The 17,313-nt window shown below is 39.8% G+C and carries 9 protein-coding genes; 1 reads left to right on the top strand and 8 read right to left on the bottom strand.

Going from position 1 to position 17,313, the window contains the following annotated elements; genetic code table 11:
* Positions 1-7 precede the first annotated feature (7 nt).
* From Q0954_RS10355 to Q0954_RS10340, 4 genes are all read right to left on the bottom strand, one after another.
* Positions 8-799 carry a VOC family protein gene (locus Q0954_RS10355; protein ID WP_299456509.1) on the bottom strand — a complete coding sequence of 264 codons (792 nt, stop codon included), beginning with the start codon at positions 797-799 and terminating at the stop codon, positions 8-10.
* Positions 800-834: 35 nt separating this feature from the next.
* Positions 835-3,369 carry a hypothetical protein gene (locus Q0954_RS10350; RefSeq protein ID WP_299456508.1) on the bottom strand — a complete coding sequence of 845 codons (2,535 nt, stop codon included), beginning with the start codon at positions 3,367-3,369 and terminating at the stop codon, positions 835-837.
* A 208-nt stretch (positions 3,370-3,577) separates the two neighbouring features.
* Positions 3,578-8,614 carry a DUF4132 domain-containing protein gene (locus Q0954_RS10345; RefSeq protein WP_299456507.1) on the bottom strand — a complete coding sequence of 1,679 codons (5,037 nt, stop codon included), beginning with the start codon at positions 8,612-8,614 and terminating at the stop codon, positions 3,578-3,580.
* A gap of 254 nt (positions 8,615-8,868) precedes the next feature.
* Complete coding sequence (locus Q0954_RS10340) at positions 8,869-9,297, bottom strand: hypothetical protein (protein WP_299456505.1); 429 nt, start codon at positions 9,295-9,297, stop codon at positions 8,869-8,871.
* 656 nt (positions 9,298-9,953) lie between these two features.
* On the opposite strand from Q0954_RS10340, the gene Q0954_RS10335 reads away from it, so the two are divergent.
* Complete coding sequence (locus Q0954_RS10335) at positions 9,954-12,269, top strand: tetratricopeptide repeat protein (RefSeq protein WP_299456503.1); 2,316 nt, start codon at positions 9,954-9,956, stop codon at positions 12,267-12,269.
* Between the two features lie 207 nt (positions 12,270-12,476).
* On the opposite strand, the gene clpX is transcribed toward Q0954_RS10335, so the two are convergent.
* From clpX to tig, 4 genes are all read right to left on the bottom strand, one after another.
* Entirely contained in the window at positions 12,477-13,706 is a 1,230-nt protein-coding gene (clpX, locus tag Q0954_RS10330; protein ID WP_299456500.1) for an ATP-dependent Clp protease ATP-binding subunit ClpX, read from the bottom strand.
* Between the two features lie 545 nt (positions 13,707-14,251).
* Positions 14,252-14,950 (bottom strand): ClpP family protease, encoded by a 699-nt coding sequence (locus Q0954_RS10325; protein ID WP_299456498.1) that lies wholly within the window; start codon positions 14,948-14,950, stop codon positions 14,252-14,254.
* Between the two features lie 147 nt (positions 14,951-15,097).
* Positions 15,098-15,820 carry a ClpP family protease gene (locus tag Q0954_RS10320; RefSeq protein ID WP_299456496.1) on the bottom strand — a complete coding sequence of 241 codons (723 nt, stop codon included), beginning with the start codon at positions 15,818-15,820 and terminating at the stop codon, positions 15,098-15,100.
* 96 nt (positions 15,821-15,916) lie between these two features.
* Positions 15,917-17,284 carry a trigger factor gene (tig, locus tag Q0954_RS10315; protein ID WP_299456493.1) on the bottom strand — a complete coding sequence of 456 codons (1,368 nt, stop codon included), beginning with the start codon at positions 17,282-17,284 and terminating at the stop codon, positions 15,917-15,919.
* Between the last annotated feature and the right edge of the window lie 29 nt (positions 17,285-17,313).

Below are 17,313 nucleotides of genomic sequence, written 5' to 3'. Positions count from 1 at the left end.
AACCTATTTACATAAGTATATATCCTTCATCAGTGTTGAGCACTACCCCAAACCTGCCAATGCCTTTGGCTTGAGCCTGAGTCATTTCGTAGGTACGGGTAGTTGTTACAGCATTTATAATTTCTATGCTTCCGTTTGCTAACTCAAATAAGGTAGTATCTGGACTCGTGTTAGGTATCACCTCTGGCAATAACTGCCGATAGCTTTGCACTACCTGAGCATAATCATCTATATACACACATACCTTATGTATGCCCAACGCTCCATTGGCGTGTTGTAAAGCCTCAGGTGGACGCACCATTTTGGGCTGGTAATCAGTCCTAAAAAAAGGCAATACATCATTATCTATTGGGGTATACATTTGCCAGTGCACGGTTTTTCCATCAGGGCGCTTGCGGCTGGCGCCAAAAGGTGGAGTGAGTGGTAAACGATCTTTCAGGTGAGCGTGTGTTTGATTAGAAACCAATAAACAAAAATCAGTGATACCCTCAGCTTGAGGTTGGTGCTTACGCAAATCGAGTGCACGACCATAAAAACGGTGCGCCATTCCATATTTGGCGCTTTGTTGGTATGCCTTCAACAAACCTTGTTCGTGCATTCGGCGCAAAAAACTGGTGCGGGGTGTTGCCCTTAACTCCAGTAACTCCAGAAAGGTTCCATCCTGAAAATGAATCAAGGCATTGTGCGAAATGCCTCCCGCATGGGTACCTCCAGGGCTCACCGTAAACTCTTGTGCCGTATAATCAGCCACGGCTTGCTCCAGGTTATTGACTAATATAACAATGTGGTCGAGCTGCATTTTTGATGAGTATTTTTTCTAATGGTGGGGAAATTTTAAACACCTTCCACTGGCAATTCCCAAGTAATTTCACAGTTGGGCAGGGCCTCTTGGAGCATTTCTATTTGTTTTTGTTGGTAGTAATGATACTCTAATTTCTTCATTATTTGTCTTTCCATCTCACCCAAATTTATCCAATGTTCCACTCCAAAAGAAAACGAAGATAAACTTCTTACAACTTGTTCAATCTCTTCACCCAATATTCGTGGTGCTAGTATTTTCTCAACTTCATCTATATCATCCCTTGCTTTTTCAGGGTGAATTTGGTTAAATACATATAGTTTATCTTCCATGATTTGCCAACACCCTCTAATTTGCTCTCTTATTGTATTTATTTGTTGAAGGTCTAAATCTCCGTTTCTTTCATAAACATTTATTTTCTCACTCCAATACCTTAGTGCATACCTTAACTGTATTAATGATTTTATGTTTTTGTCCAAAAACTCTAAATATGCCGTATTTTGTTCCTTGAACACCTCACTCAATAGCATATTCTTACCCAAATCAAGTCTTAGTAGATTAGTTAATTTAACCAAGGGCTTCAAGTCTGTCATTTCATTTATGTTTAAAAAAAGCCTTTTAAGTTGGGGTAAGTTTTGAAGATAACTCAGCTTTTTGATTTTACTACCTCTAATATCCAAGCTTTCAAGGTACGTGAAATCAACAAATAAGAAACTATCTTCGTTTAAATTAAACTTTTCAAGATGAAGATATTTAAGTACCTTTATGTTTAAATACTCCTTGAGAAAACTCATAACACCATTATCACCACCAGGGAAACTTGGCTGTATCGCTATTTTTTGAATGTGATGTACCAATCCAAAATTAAAAAAGTCAAAAGGAAAATCTTGATCATTGCCCACCACCCGAAAAGTTCCTTCTATTTTAATATTTAGCGACGTAATTGAGCCATCTTTAGCCGCTTTATTATACATTAAGCCAGGTTTTATAACCTCATACAACTCCCTCACAAATTCTGCAGCCTGATTCATCCCTTGATACTGTGGTAAAGCCTCACCATAAGGTTGAAGCGCCTCGCTAAAAGCCACAGCAAAAACGGGGTTCTCTACAACCTCAAGTGCCAGAAAATATTCTAGGATAGACTTGTGCGCAAACTTGTATTGCCCAATAGCATTACGGTTGAGCAAGGATCGGGTTTTCATTTCCAAATCACTGAACTGAATATCATGGTTTTGTGCAAACTCCTGCATTGCCTTTTGCTCTATAATATACTCACCTTGCACGGGGTATTGGTAAATATACACCGCCAATGCCCGCGAAAACCGATGCAAGGCTTCTCTAAAATCTTCTCTTTTGTCAATGCTTACGCGATCAGCTTCTCGCTCTACCCACTTCTCTACCATTGTTTGGTATACCTCATGGGCATATGCATAATTGCACTCAGCGTTTTTGAGCAAATCATCTACCCATTCCAATATCATGGGGCGCACTACTAGGTGAGGCGACTTCTTTACAATGGCTTTTGCCTTGCGTTTTTTAGCAGAGTTCCAAGGTTTTAGCCAAGTTCTTCCGTATTTTTTACGGAGATATTTGCCTATATCAGTCTCATTGAAGGGTGACAAATACATTTTGTGTAACACACGATAAGTTTCATCTACACGTATTTTGGTTTCCATCACAATGTCTTGCTCGGAGGGGAAAAACTGGGTACGAGAAGTAATGACTACCTGTCTAAAATCTTGGGTCAATTGAATAATCTCGTGTAGGCGTTTTTTGTATGCTTCTACCGCAGCAGAGTCTTCATCGAAGGCATCGAGCAATAAAATTGCCTCTTCGTGTTCACCTTTGGCTTTTATTTGGGCTATTTTTTCCCAAGTATGGTTGGCGGCTATATGAAACAAATAAATCTTGTAGTCTTTTTTTTGGGCTTTAAAAAAGAGGTTGATCATGAAGGTGGTTTTGCCCATTCCTGAGCCCCCTAACACCAAAAAAAACTTTTGATCAACCTTGTGCTTAAACACCTGTTTTATAAAATAGGGCAAGACCTTTTCGCGGGCAATGGTGGCATCTCTTAGCTCTTGTTCTCGTGAGGGAGGAATGTTTTGCCACTGGGTAGGTACATAATAACGGCGTGCTTTTTTGATTTGAGTGGGCGCATAAAAACTGGGTATTTTCTTCGCAATGCGTTTTTCACACCAAAGGAAATAAATTTTCAAAGAGGTATAAACCAAGCTCGCCAAGGCAACCAAAATAAGCAGGATATAACGAGTAGTTTTGTATTTGTTAGAAGCCAACAACAATTTGAAAATGTCTCCAGCCCACGAAGCACTCGGCAATTGCTGCAAACTTGTCTCTATTTGTTTTACTAGTTTGGCATTGCCTATTTGGTTGGCTTGTTGGCGAGCTTGTTCGTAGAGTTTTTGGGCTTGAGCATATTGTTTTTGCTGTTGTTGGCTTTTTGCCTCTCGCAGCAAACTATCTATCGCAGGTGGCAGGTTTTGCGCTTGCAAATTTGAGAAAAGCATTGCAAGGGTAAACAAAAGGCTGGAAAGTAGTAGTTTTTTTGTCATAAAGGATTTGTCAATTGCCAGACATCAATTTCGCAAAAAAACCCAAAATACTAAAGCAGTCTATAATAATTATTACGCATTTGCCCCACAAAAAAAAGTGCTGGTCAAGCTCCCGCCCAAAACCAACACTTTAAAATCACTCAAAAGCCCACTTGTAGCTAAAAGCTATAGAAGCTCCCGACTACGGACTCCCGACTCCCAACTAACTCTACAACTGCTGCAAAATCGTGGGATCTTGAATCTCTTGCTCTTTGGCAAGTAACAAGATTTTAGACATAATTTCGGCAGTTTTAGGGTCTTCGTCTAAGAAGGGTAAAAACATACGCCCACGGTGCTGCGAGTGTACAGGCAAAATAGACAAGGCTACCCCTGGCATTTTGTGGGCAATGGCACTACCCAAATGCACCGAGTAATCATTTTTACCCCCTTTGATCAAGGCATGCTTCCCCTTGAGGGTGACATTGTCTAGTTTAAATAAACGTACCGTTTCACGCACAATGGCAGCTCGTAGCTCTATAGTAGACTGGCTTGCTTCAGGGTCTACGTCACCTACGTGGGCAATGCTTACTACCAAATCAATATCACGCATTACTTCAGAAAAAATACGTGGGTTGATTTTATCAAAAGGCACATTTTTCCAGGTTTTTAAGTCCGTAAACTCTATTGTTTCCAGGGTAGGACTTTCAACCTCTGCTGGAGTAAACCAGTCTGCCAAGGCATACATACGGGCAATGAAACCTTCTTTGTGATAGGTCTTCTGTAAGCCTTCTTCATAGTTTACAGTCCACCCCCTGGTTTTGAGCAATGCCACGGTTTTTTGCGGTTGTACCTGGTGTCCGGCATAACGACGCGACACCGCTTTTTCGCCTAGTTCGTCCTCGGTAGGCACATACAACTCTCGGAATACTTGCTTAAACGGTTGTTGTATTTTTTGGGCAAAACAATGTGCCTGGTACACTCCCCACTGCCCACTGGCGTATAAATCGGTACAATGGGCTATCTGCAAAGTATCTGCTGTATCTTGCAAGTTACCCTCAGTATCCACTAGTTTATCATCCTGCCAAAAGCCCAACGTTTCGCCCGATTTGAGCACTAATTTGCGGAGCATAGGTGCTACTACCGGATGAGTCATCAGGGTTTGTATTTCGCCCAGATTAAATGCATCACCATTGACCATTGCCTCTTCCAAGCTTTGGCGAGTGCGTTTGTACTGGTTTTGCAAGGTTTTGTTAAACTCTTTCAAAGCCACTACTGCTTTGTCTTTTTTGAGCTTTGTCGGAATGCTTTTCAGTGCTTTGTCGTTGCGAGTAATGCTTAAACTCGACTTGCCATGTTCGTCTACTTCCAGGCGTATTTGTACATCGCCAAACGCCAGTACTTCGGCATTGTCGAGTATGGTGCGGGCTTCTTCGGTTTCCATTGCCCAAGTCAGGCGAATAGGGTCACTAAAGCCCGCTGTACGGGCCAGGTTCTCCATAGCAATACGCACCGCAAGTCCTTCGCTGGTTTGGCGTTGGGCACCAAACTGCTTGCTTTCTTTCTTAAACTTTTGCAAATATTGGTAACGCTTCAACATGTCAGCTTCGTAGTTTTTCTTGCTCAAAGGCACCAAACCATATACCCGCAAATAGTCTTGGTTTCGTTTTTCTACCACCCGTTTGCGCACTTCGGTAATTTTGGTATTCCCTAAAATCACATCGGCGTACAACATGGCACGTTTATGTCCATTGCCGTCTGAAATATATTTTGCCGAATCGTAGAGCATTTTCCAGCGGGCTTTGCCCAATGCCTTATAAGCAGCCTTGAACCAGTCAATATCTACTGCTCCGTTGCTAAAGTCTTGCATAGCCACTTTAGAGTATTTGCCTACCTCGGTTTCGGTTTCTGAGTCGTGGCGGGCATTTGTATGGGCGTGCAACCACCACGCCGCTGACTCCAGCCCTTTCCAGCCTAGGTGTTGACTTACCCAAGGTAACCATTGTGGAGCATAGGCCGCAGCTTCTACCAAGCGCTTTTCTTTAATTTTGGCAGCAGTTACTTTTTCATCAAATATTGCTTGTGTTTCGTCTTTGGCAGGGTGGCAACGTTTAAGCAAAGTACTCAAAATTTCTTTTTTATTGTAAGTTCTATCACCCCAACTATAGATATACCCTCGGTGTAGGTTATCTTTACCCATAGCCACCAATATGTCTACAAAGTACTGGATACCAAACATTTGTTGAATATTTTGGGCAAGTTGGGTTACTGCCGTAGATGAATCACCCCGCTTGAGTTCTATTTCCAAAATGCGGGTACGCGCCTCGGCTGCCATATCAATCAAGAAAGGGAATACGCGCCTAACCTCGTACTTATCTTCCGGCTTCATTTTGCCTGTCAATTCACCAATTGCATCAGGCTGCATGACACGTCCCATAAGCTCATCGCGACCAATCAGCTCTAAAGCATACGCCCGGCTATAGTGATGCAATGAAGCTACATAGTTGTTGGGGTAAGGATGTTTGGTAGGAATATGCGCGTTGTACCACTTTTCTAACTGCCAGAATACCTTAAACTGTTCATCACTCATTTGGTTTACCCTGGCATAGTAGGCGTCGTATACCTGACTTACACGGTCAAGGTTGCGCCAAGTATGCCAGTAAGAATGTCCCCAACTCGTTTTTTCTTCGGCAAGTTTGTGCACATCATCAGGGTGAATATTACAAAATACCGTTTGACAAAGTCCTTCTAAATACTCGGTTTGAGCCTCATAGGGGAACACCAACGGTAAAATTTCCAGAATATCAACCACTGGGTTACGCCAGTAATTTTTACCTGCTTTGGGCACAGGTGCTATATACACTAACTGAGCTATTTTATCTGCTGTTTTATCCAGTTCTTTGATATCATTCTTCTTGATCTGAGGTTCCTCTTTGTCCTCTATATAGTCTACCAATCTTGAGGTGAGGTTGAGCAAAAACAAATCGCAAGGCGTTATTTTATAATCTTCCACCCATTTTTTCCAAACGTTGGCGAGTGGGTAGTTATAAAACTGTTCTTCATTGGTCATCTCCTTGGTATCGCGTTTAATGGCGTTAAACTCATTGCCCAACAAACCTTGGGTCACGCTTTTATCCCAATTTTCGTAACTATATTCGTGTTCTTGATTTGCCAAATATAGCGCCTTCAGTGCTTCTAAGGCTTTCAGTATTTTTTCAGGAGATTGGCTTAAACCATACACGTTATTTTTGGTTTTTTCTATATACTCACCACTAGTAGGCAAGGCAGGTTCAACAGGCGCTGCTACATTTGCGGGGTCATACAAACCAAATCCATTTTCGGCGTTGTATTCCAGCATAGCCGATTGTTCAGAAACGAGTGTTTCTAAAATCACCTCTTCTTTAGCAGTTACTTTGGGGTTTTCGGCAAAAGCCTGCGCCTGTTCGTTTACCCAGGCAGTATCAAAGTCTTTGCGGGTTTTTAGGTTTAGCAACAGGTCGAGTCCAGCAAGGCGTTGTTCCTGGTTTTTAGCCTTCAACAGGTTACTGGTCGCCCCTTTCAACATTTCATCTTTTTGCTTCAGCAAAATACCTATCAGGCTTTTGCGTAAGTCAGCCGTTTTACGCTTGAGCATTTCTTCAAATACAACCAACTCATCGGCAACCATTTCGGCATTTTGCAGGGCACGCAAAGCAGCAGTTCTTATCGAGTCGCTACGATCTTTGAGTATACTAAAGGCAAAATCTCTTTGTTGGGCAGTAAGTGCTGGGCGGGTCTTGTTTTCATCGAAACTCCAGCCATGGTAATCGGGCAATAAATTACGCGCCACACTGTCGCGTTGATTGATAGGCATTAATTTATAATGGGTCAATAAGTGGGCTACTTCCTCTTCATTTTCAAAATCAACCAAATCAATCATCAACCCGTAAATATCGCCTTGGTCGATGCTAAACTTCAACCACGAAAACACCTTGCCTTCTATAGTTTTGGTTTTGGCAGGCACACACTCCAGTTGAGCCTCTAACTGAGTGTATAAACTGCGTTTTTGGGCGGTATCTAATGCATCTATATTGCCCCTGAGCAAAGGAATAGTAGCTGCCAATACCAATAAATGCTCACTATTGATATGTTGCAAACCATAATGCAGGCTTACCTCTGACAACTCTGCCTGAGCAATAAAATACAATACCAAGGCAGTTTTTTCTATGCCTGCTTTGTCCAATACCTGGTCGGCCAACAGGAAACTTTGGTCTATGTCGTGCACTCCTTGCGCCCATAGCGCCATATATACCTCGGCATTGTCTTTACTTTTGATTGCTGTGGGTAGTTTGCTTTGGTCATTTAAATACTCGTGGGCAAGCTCAAGAAAACGCCTCACAGTGGCTTCTCGCTCACTTTCCCAACCAAAACCTGCCCAAACGTCTACAGCGCGCACTACCGACGAGAAACGCGCCAGTTTGTGCTCTACTATTACTCCTATCAGGGTTTTCATAGCACCTAAAGAAGTTTCATCCAGGCACTCTAAAATGGTTTGACGCAAGCCCTCTTGCCGCTGTGCCGATAATAATAACTTTACTACTGCTTCCCAAGCTTCTTCACGATTGCTCAACAGCATTGCCTTGATCACTGTACGGTTTACCTTGGCAGTTTCGTGGCGATTGTATACAATGTCGTGCAGCAATTCGGTGATTTTAGCCTCTTGTTGGTTAAGGGCAGCCGCCAATATATAACACAGTTCACTGTTGTAATATGGGTTTACATACAAAGCATACTCTTGCAAGCTTAGGTCATAGTCGAGTTGGTTCAACAAACCTACAATAAAGTTTGCCTGACGTGCCAAGTGTAGTTTTTGGCGCTGGGGGGCACGAAACGAACGGCGGTACCAACCCGTTTGGTACATCAATTGAGGAAACATCGTTAACGCTTCTTGCACAAAAGGGAGCAAGGCTTCACCAAAACATAACTTGAGCAATCCCATGTGGGCTTCCCAAATATTACCACTTTGATTAAACTCTTGTAATTTTTTGAAACGTAAATCATCGACTGCAATTTGATCTGTATATTGCCAGTGTTCCTGTTCTTCTTCAGGTTTTTCAGGGTCGTAGTTTTCTCTCAGGTTTGAAAAGCAATTGAGTAAAATCAACCCCAACTCAGCCTCGACTTTGGTAATTGTGGTGGTTTTGCCCTTGAAATTGTCCAGCAAAAGCTGGTGCAGGTTTTCAAATTTGTCTTCAATCTTTTTTTCTTTAAGTAGTGCTTGAATATCCATTCTTTTTTGGATTGATTAAGTGATAGGTATTTTTTTATTTGTCATCAATTGGTAGATGATAGTCAGTAATTTTCTCATATCTGCAAATTAGTCATCAACCCATAGATGTTTTTTTGCGTCGCTTAACAGTTCACAACAATGACAGGGAAACATTGATTATTAGATACCTATAATTTTGTTATAAAAACCTTCAATATCTAAAGGTTGTTAGTTTTTAAAAGCTCCCGACTACCGACTAAAAAGCTCTCAACTATTTACCAACTTCTGCCTGCCAAAAACGTGAGACGTACAAAAGTAAACACCGTGTCAGGGGTAACCGTGACTACTTGGCTTATATCTTCTATTTGGTCGTCATCGACAAACACCGCAATCAGTCCATCTTCAAAGGCAAGTAACACCGTTTCTATAGCCTTGTCGAGTTGTGCTTGTTCAGCGTTGTAGATTGCCCCAAACTTTACCCTACCTGTTTGTGCTTCTTCGGCAATGGCATCTTCTTTTAAGAAAGTAAACAATGATTTCTCTTCGCGGCGCTGGTTAAATTCGGTTACCTGTTGAGTCACTATTTGGGTGAGGATGGTTTGCAAGGCATAAGGTTGATCATAGGTGCCCTCTATGTCTATAGCTTTGCGCTGAATAAAGGGGCGTTTCTTGCCCAATCGTTTGATGGTGAAATGTATTTGCATGATGAGTTAGTAAGTATTTAAAGAGTCGATAGCTTCTAAGCCTCAAGTCCCTAGAGATCGGTGCTTTTAGCTATTAACCTTTAGTTTGAAGTTGCTTTGTAAGTTGTGAACAAATTCATTAGTTAGAAATTGTTGTGTAAACGTTACCTGGTTTCAAACTTATTTTACTCAAAGGTGGGCAAAAAGTTGGGGTTAGGCAATGAAAATTGGGGGACTGATTTAAATTATTTTTTTTAGGAAAGTTGGTAAAAGTATGGCTCATAAAATAACGGCTCACTTTTTATTTGACACAACCTAAAATTAACGACCAATAGGTTTACTAAATCATCATAAAGCAGCTGTACTTGTCAGTTTCACAGCCATTTATTCGATAAATAAACACCTACTACTTATTACCCCTGTATCATAACGGCTCAAAAGAAACCCAACTGCCTAGACTACAAAAGCCACTATATAAGTTGTCCATTCTTTGTCCGCCTATTTCTATTGCTATTCAACTAAAATATTGATAAAATTACTACATAAGCCTTCTAACGTTGTGTTTGACTATTTAGCTGATAAACATCTAAAGCTACGCCTTGGCTAACTAAACAAGCTTTTAGTTAGACTTTCAACAAACCCAGATTCCCTCTTTTAACAATTTCATTGACAACAAAATGCATATAAAAATCACATATATCACTATAGTATTTTTATTACTTAGCATACTTATAAACAAAAAAACTATAGCACAAAATCAGGCATTTATTGATTCATTAAAACAAATATTACCTACCAATATATCGGAAAAACAACGAGTTGAGGTTTACAATCAAATCGCTTGGCATTACCGCAGGCAAGATCACACAAAAGCTATACAATATTCTAAGAAAATGCTTTCCCTATCTGGAAAAATAAATTACCCGATGGGTACTTGTGACGCTTATTACCACCTTGGGGTAATAAGAATGATTCAAACAAAATATGATAAGGCTCTTTTTATAGCCCACAAGATGCTTCAATTATCTAAAAAAATAGCCTACTTAAAGGGACAAGGAAATGCATACAACTTGTTATCTGCACTAAGTTGGCACAAAGAAGATTATGCAGGCATGATTAAATTTGGAAAAAAGTCACTAAAAATACGACAACAAATAGACGATAAAGAAGGGGTTGCGATCATTTATCGTGGTATACTGGGTACAGTATATGAGAAACAAGGAAACTATCCAAAAGCTCTAGAATACTTTCACAAATCCTTAAAAGTAAGCGAAGCAATGAAAAGTAAAAAACTCATTGGTTTTTGCTACCACCGTATCGCTGCTTTACACATCACTATGAAACGCTTTTCACAAGCCATTTCATTCCTAAAAAAGTCTTTGGTCATTTCCAGGCAAACAGGAGATTCTTCTAACAAAGCATCTGTATACATTCACCTTGGCAATGCCTATGTAGGGCTGAAACATTACCAAAAAGGAATAGGTTGTTACGAGAAATCAAAAAAAATACTTCTGAAAATTGACGAAGCTGTTGGATTGATAGAAAGTTACCTCAGTATAGGAAAGGCTTATCTAAAACTTGGCAAATACAAAAAAGCCCTATATGAAATTCAACAAGCCAATCAAATAATACAGAAAAAATCTATGCGCTCTTACCTGCCCCAAACCTATGTGATGCTTGGCAGTATCTATTACTACCTAAAAAAATACTCTAAAGCTGTTGCACTTTTAAAACAAGGTTTGAAGCTGGCAAAAAAATCAAAAAATCCCATTGTTATGCAAAATGCAGCCAAATACTTGGCACTGACCTACCACGATACGAAGCAATTCGAGAAGGCTTACAACAAACATGTGCTGCTTAAGTATATATCAGATAGCCTGTTTAATAAAAATAATGCTAAAAAAATGGCTCAAATTGAAGCATCCTATACATTTGGAAAAAAAGAAGATTCGCTGAACCGAGCACAAGAAAACGAACGATTAGTATTTGAGCAAGAAAAAAAACGACATAAACTTATACAACGAGATACCTATCTCGGGTTAGCATTGGCGTTTGTATTGGTAGCTATTATGTCATTTTTTTATTGGGAAAAACGGAAAAATAACAGAAAATTAAACGATGTAAACAAAAAATTAAAATACTTCAATGAAGAGCTACACATGCAGCAAGAGGAAATATTGACTCAGCGAGATGCTATAGAAGACCAAAACAAACTGCTCAACAAAAAAAACTTGCATATAAACCAAAGCATACAAGCGGCAAAACTCATCCAAGAAGCTATGCTACCATTCAAGGAGCGTATGCAACAAACATTGCCAGCACACTTTGTGCTATATAAGCCAAAAGATATTGTTTCTGGAGATTTTTATTGGCTTGAAAAAATGGGTAAAAAAATCATATTAGGAGCATTTGACTGTACTGGTCACGGTGTTCCAGGAGCTTTTATGAGTTTGGTTGGCGTAACCTTGCTGAATGACATTGTACAAGCCAAAAAAATTACTACTCCATCAGATATACTCAATCAACTACGAGTAGAAGTACACAAGGCACTTAGGCAAGAACATACAGGTGATAGAAATGGCATGGATGCCGCGATTGTCTGTTTAGAACCTACAAATGGGCAAACTAAGGTGACTTTTGCTGGTGCAAAAAGACCATTGTGGTATATAGCGCCTTCTGACGGCGAGCTCAAAACTATTAAAGGGTGTGCTATTTCTATTGGTGTTTTATATAAAGAGGATCGTCAAATAAAAACACATGAAGTTATATGTACAAAAAACACTTTACTATACATTGGCTCTGATGGTTTTACAGATCAAAATAATGTAAAAAGAAAAAAAATCGGCAGAAAAAGGCTTGGTGAGACACTTTATAAAAATAGGTTGGCCTCCATGAACCAACAAAGAGAAACACTGGAAAAAGCTTTACAAGAACACATGGTAGGAACAGAACAACGGGATGACATTTTGCTTATTGGTTTGAAGATAGTATAAAAGACAAGGTTTTCACATATCAGAAGTGCCTCTCAATTATGAAACACCCAAGCAAAACGTAGAAGTGAATACAATTACTCTCGTTTGTTTAGCAGTTCATACTACATCAGAATTTGTATGAAATATGTCTATTTTTTATAAGATAAAACCACTACCCTGCCCTCGCAGAATAGTGGTTCCTATATGATAAACGTTGAACTTGATAGCTTAAGCAGCTTTCAAACGGCTCAACTTAGATTTTTCGAATTTTTCGCGGGCATACGTTTCATCTATGATCAACTCGCTGTGCTCTGAATCGGAGGTTACTTCAAACATAGCATCAGTCATAATGGCTTCACAAATAGAACGCAAACCTCTGGCACCTAATTTACTCTCCATTGCTTTGTCTACAATGTAGTTTAGGGCACCATCACTAAAGGTAAGATCTATGTTTTCCATCGCAAACAGTTTTTGATATTGTTTTACCAAAGCATTTTTAGGCTCGGTCAATATCTTACGAATGGTTTCGTGGGTCAATGGTGGCAAATAAGTAACAACTGGCAAACGACCAATTAACTCAGGAATCAATCCATAAGTTTTTAAGTCTTGTGATGCCACATATTGCAATAGGTTATCACGGTCTATATCATCTTGATCGTCTTCACCAGCAAACCCAATCGGGCGGGTTTTCAAACGGCTGGCAATCATTCGATCAATGCCGTCAAATGCACCTCCACAAATAAACAAGATATTTTCAGTATTGATAGTAATCAGCTTTTGCTCAGGGTGCTTGCGACCACCTTGCGGGGGTACATTTACTTCTGAGCCTTCAAGCATTTTCAACAACCCTTGCTGTACACCTTCTCCGCTTACATCACGGGTAATTGAGGGGTTATCAGACTTACGGGCAATTTTATCAATTTCATCTATATAAACAATGCCTCTTTCGGCAGCTTCTACATTGTAATCTGCGGCTTGTAAAAGACGGGTAAGTACGTTTTCTATGTCTTCGCCTACATAACCTGCTTCGGTAAGTACGGTAGCATCAGCTATACAGAAAGGTACTTGTAATATCTTGGCGAGTGTTTTGGCAAGGTAGGTTTTTCCGGTACCGGTTTGTCCTACCATTATAATATTTGATTTCTCAATGACAACATCATCTGTATTGTCAGATTGTTGCTTTTGCATCAATCGCTTATAGTGATTGTACACAGCTACCGTCATCACCTTCTTGGCTTGGTCCTGCCCTACTACAAACTGGTCGATAAATTCTTTCATCTGGCGTGGTTTAATCAGATGAAACTTGGGTGGAGTGTTGTCTTTTTGAACACCAGATTCTTCCAACCAAATTTGATATGCTTCTCTAATGCAGTTGTCGCAGATGTGTGCGTCAATACCTGAAACTAATAGAGACACTTCATGTTTTCGTTTCCCACAAAAAGAACAAACTTGTTCCATAAAATTCTACAAGAAAGTTGTAAGTTGTATTAAGATAAATAACCAATTAGGAATCATTTAATGCTTTCAAATCACTCCATTACAAATATAATGATTTTTGACAACTCCCACGACTAAATCCAGTGGGATTATTGCCCAACGCACAGCCTAACGGCTCACGTTAACGGACACTGGCATCTGTCCCTACCAATTGTTTTTATAAGATGAGAGAAAGATTTGATTATCATCTATCTCCTTGATTCAAATATACAAAATCATTTGCCATTCGGCAATTATTTTTCATCCCACGATTGAAACCAGTGGGCTTTCAAATAATATTTATCGTAAAAGGTTAATCTTTATAAAATCAGAAAAGTTCAAACTAATTAGCGCGTTTTTTTTAAGACACCAATAATACAGTTTTTTTTCCAACTTCTCAAGAATCACCTAACAAATTACTATCAAAAAAATACAACAAATAGCCTGAAAAATATCCTAAAAAAAGAAGAAAAGTAACAAAATAGCCCAAAGACTTCAGAGTCTTTGGGCTATCTGGCAATTTAAACTTAGCCTTGGTTTTTCACCAATACCTCGTCAATCAAGCCATACTCTTTGGCGGCATCTGCTTTCATCCAGTAATCACGATCGGCGTGTTTCTCGATGTCTTCTATAGCTTTGCCAGAGTGTTTTGCCAATATTTCATACAATTCATTTTTCAGAATAAGTATTTGCTTGGCAGTAATCTCAATGTCAGAAGCTTGCCCCTGTGCACCACCCAAAGGTTGGTGAATCATTACACGTGAATGCTCAAGAGCAGAGCGTTTATTTTCGGCTCCACCAGCAAGCAATACAGCCCCCATAGAAGCAGCCAATCCTGTACAAATCGTTACTACATCAGGGTTTACATATTGCATGGTATCATAGATACCCAAACCAGCATATACAGAGCCTCCAGGACTATTGATATATACTAAAATGTCTTTTTTAGAGTCAACCGACTCTAAAAATAACAGTTGAGCAGTTACCACATTTGCCACCAAATCGTCGATACCCATTCCCAGAAAAATGATACGATCCATAATCAAGCGCGAAAACACATCAATTTCACGGAAATTAGTGGGTCTTTCCTCAATTACAGTACGGGTCATATTGTTTACCTGTGTGTGGGCAACTCCTTCGATATGGTTTAAGTATTGATCAACCGCCAAACCATTTAATCCTTGACCTTTGACAGCGTATTTTCTAAATTCGTCTTTGTTTAACATTGTTGGGTTTCTTATTAAAAGGTGGTTGTATTAAAATAAGTAGCAGCAAATCATGAGCTACCAGCGTACTTCACTCATTATTAACAATCAATTACAATTGCCAATATTGAATTGTACCTCAATATTTCATACAGAAATTTGATTTCTTTACTCGGTTTTGCTGCTGCGAACAAGTACCTCGTCAATCAAGCCATACTCTTTAGCAGCGTCAGCCTTAAGCCAAAAATCGCGGTCACCATCAGCTTCTAATTGCTCAGGTGTTTTGCCACAATGTTTGGCAATGATCTCATTTAACTCACGCTTTAAAAGCACATATTGCTTGGCAGTAATTTCAATATCAGAAGCTTGCCCCTGCGCGCCACCGTGTGGTTGATGAATCATAATTCTGGCGTGCTCTAGAGCCGATCTCTTACCAGGTGCGCCACCTGTAAGCAATACAGCCCCAAACGATGCTGCCATACCTGTACAAATGGTGGCAATATCAGGCCCTACATATTGCATAGTGTCATAAATGCCCAGCCCGGCATATACCGAACCTCCAGGGCTATTGATATACAGCAATATATCTTTCTTGGCATCTACTGACTCTAAAAACAGTAGTTGGGCAGTTATTACATTGGCTACATTATCGTCAACGGCAGTTCCCAGAAAAATAATCCGGTCGGAAATCAAACGCGAAAATACGTCGATCGGACGGAAGTTTACAGGGCGTTCCTCAATAATATTAGGTGTCATGTTGTAAGGGGTCTGATACTGTCTCAGATAACTGTCTATCATTGACCCGCTCAGCCCACGATGCTTTACAGCATAGTTCCTAAATTCATCCTGGTTCAATCCACTGTAAAAAGTATCTTTATATATACTCTCCATTGTGTTATTTATTTTTGTTCGGGAGCTAAATAACAAAAAAAAGTCCTTTGTTCAAAAAAGGACTTTTTGTCATATTTTATATGTAAGTAGGTACTTTTATGCTGTCACGATTTTTTCAAACTCGCTTTTACTCACATCTTTTGTCTCAATCTTGATTTTGCCTTTGACAAAATCAAGTACTTTGTCATACATGATTTGGCTTTCAAACTGCTCAACCATACGACCATTGTCTTCGTTGAGGTAACGTTCGGCCAAAGAGTCAATCATCTCTTCTATTTGTGGAGACATGGCCATTGCTCCACCAATTTGAGAACGAACAAAGTTTTTGGCTTGCTCAAGAATTTCGTCATCTTCTATTTTGAAGTCGTTTTCTTCAGCGATGCGCCCTACAATCAAAGACCAACGACGCTCATTGGCGTATTTTTCGTATTCTTCTTCGATCTGGCTCTTAGAGAATTTACCTTCGTTGCTTTCGTACAACCAATCTTTCAAAAACTCGTCTGGAAGTGCAATGTCTACACTTTCAAGTACTTTGTCTCTGATGGTGTTTTGCAAGAAAAGGTCAGTGTCTTTTTCAAAGTTTTCGGCGATAGACTCCCTCACTTTTTCTATAAACTCTTCCTCTCCGTTTACAGTGTCAGGTCCAAAGATATTATCAAATAAATCTTGATTAAGCTCTGCTTCTGCCTGACGGGTAATATTTTCTATCGTGAACCGGTATTTTCCTTTTAGCGCTTTAGCTTCTTCAAGCGAAAGTCCGGCAATTTCTTTGATGGTTTCAGCGCCGTCCTTGAAAAATTTACGGATAGTGAAATCGAAGTGTGCTTCTTTTTTCAAACCTACAATTTTCTCAACCTCAGCTTCTACTACTTTTTCTGTATCAATCAATACATCTTTCTCATAAGCAGTCTCCCCTTCTTCTTTGGCTTTCTTGGTCAATACTTGCTCAAGTTTACCAAAGATCATATCGCCAGCAGCTACCTCTTCTGGGTTTTCAGATTTACCTTGTTGCTTACGAATGTTTTCTATTACTTCCTGTACATCTTCGTCAGCTACTGTTACATTGTACGAGGTTACTGTTACATTCTCAAGGTTGTACTCATACTCACCAGCCAAACCTACACGGTAAGAAAACTCAAAGTCTTTTTGGTTGTCCCAATCGATGGTGTTTTCGTTTTCTTGCTCTTCTGGCATTGGTTGCCCTACCAGTGGAAGTTTATTGTCAACAATATAGCTGCTCAGCGAAGAAGACAACAAGTGGTTGATTTCTTCGACAAGAATACCTTTTCCGTACATTTTTTTGATTACACCAGCAGGCACTTTCCCTGGGCGAAATCCTTTGAGTTGTACTTTTTTGCTGTACTCTTTCAGTTTATTGTTAAACTGTTGCTTGTAATCAGCTTCGCTTACCTTAATTTTGATGGAAGCGTTAGTAGCGTCTTTTTTGTCTAATACTATATCCAATGGACTACTTACGGTTTGGGTGATTGACT

Origin of the sequence: uncultured Microscilla sp., assembly GCF_947493425.1 — a bacterium.
GTDB lineage: Bacteria > Bacteroidota > Bacteroidia > Cytophagales > Microscillaceae > Microscilla.
The sequence above is the reverse complement of the archived record's forward strand: the minus strand, read 5'-3'. Positions and strand labels throughout refer to the sequence as shown.